Origin of the sequence: Advenella mandrilli (assembly GCF_016595155.1) — a bacterium.
Lineage (GTDB): Bacteria > Pseudomonadota > Gammaproteobacteria > Burkholderiales > Burkholderiaceae_B > Advenella > Advenella mandrilli.
Genome location: NZ_JAENGP010000036.1, coordinates 1 through 1,488 on the forward strand (window position 1 = coordinate 1; position 1,488 = coordinate 1,488).

General features: G+C 57.8%; 2 protein-coding genes. Both read left to right on the forward strand.

The window, feature by feature from the left end; genetic code table 11:
* Nucleotides 1-322, forward strand: a 322-nt coding sequence (tnpB, locus tag JHL22_RS15855; RefSeq protein ID WP_200239589.1) for an IS66 family insertion sequence element accessory protein TnpB, incomplete at its 5' end; no start/stop codon positions are given.
* A 72-nt stretch (nt 323-394) separates the two neighbouring features.
* A partial coding sequence (gene tnpC, locus JHL22_RS15860; RefSeq protein WP_200239592.1) for an IS66 family transposase occupies nt 395-1,488 on the forward strand: 1,094 nt, incomplete at its 3' end.

Here is a 1,488-nt window from a genome sequence, read left to right on the forward strand (position 1 = left end):
CGACCAGATCTGGTTGGGTACCGAACCTGTCGACATGCGGGCTGGCATGGATACCTTGCTGAGCCGCGTGGTCATGGTCTTTGGTGCCGCCCAGCCCCATCATGCCTACCTGTTTACCAACCGCAGGGCTAACCGGATGAAGGTGCTGGTGCATGACGGCATTGGCATTTGGCTGGCTACCAGGCGGTTGCATAAGGGCAGTTTTACCTGGTCACCAGCAAATACCCTGAACCCGGCACTGACCGAAGAACAATGGCAGGCCCTGATCATAGGCTTGCCCTGGCACCGCATCGGTCCAGGCGGTGTGATTGGCATTCTGTAATTCGGTTTGAGTGTGCGCAATCAGGACAAGCGCCAGTAGCGTGGACATTCAGGCCATGGCATACTTATTGACATGAAGATTGCCCCTGATTCCGTTCCCGATCTTGCCAATATGGATGCCGATGCGCTGCGCCAACTGGTGCTGGGCAGCATGGCCCGGCAGCAGGCGCTGCAAGATGAGCTTCGTTATAAGGAAGCCAAGATCTCCAAACTGACGCATGAGATTGCCGTACTGCGCCGCTATCGATTCGGCAAGAAGAGCGAACAACTGGCGGGAGTGCAAGGACTGCTGCTGGACGATACCGTTGATGCCGACATGGCCGCGATCGAGCAGGAACTCATCAACCTGGGTGGACAACCACCTGTTGAGCGAACCGTTGCTCAACCCAAGCGTCAGGCATTGCCACCGCAGTTGCCACGCATTGATATCCATCATGAGCCAGACAGCACCCACTGCTCGTGCGGTTGCCAGTTGCAACGCATTGGCGAAGACGTGGCCGAGAAACTGGATTATGTGCCCGGCATCTTCAGCGTTCAGCGTCATATCCGTGGCAAGTGGGTCTGCCGGCAATGCCAGACATTAAGCCAGGCACCGGTGCCTGGCCATGTTATTGACAAGGGGTTGGCCACCACTGGCCTGCTGGCTCATGTGCTGGTCGCCAAGTATGGCGACCATTTGCCGCTTTATCGGCAGCAGAAGATCTTTGAGCGTGCGGGTGTTAGTCTGGCCCGTTCCACACTGGCCCAATGGGTGGGTGTGTGCGGGGTGCAACTGCAGCCCCTGGTGGATGCCTTGCGCCAACATGTATTGGGCAGGCGTGTGCTTCATGCTGACGAGACACCGGTGCAGATGCTCAAGCCCGGCACCGGCAGGACACATCGGGCCTATCTGTGGGCGTATGCACCGGGCACCTTCGATGATCTGCGGGCCGTGGTGTACGACTTTACTGAAGGCCGGGCGGGCGAAAACGCCCGCACCTTCCTGGGAGACTGGCAAGGCAGTCTGGTCTGCGATGATTATGTCGGTTACAAGGCCTGCTTTACCCAAGGCATTACCGAGGTGGGCTGCATGGCGCATGCCCGGCGTAAATTCTTCGAACTGGATGACAAGAGCCTGCTGGCGGGACAAGCCTTAAACTATATGGGTCAGCTTTATGACATTGAGCG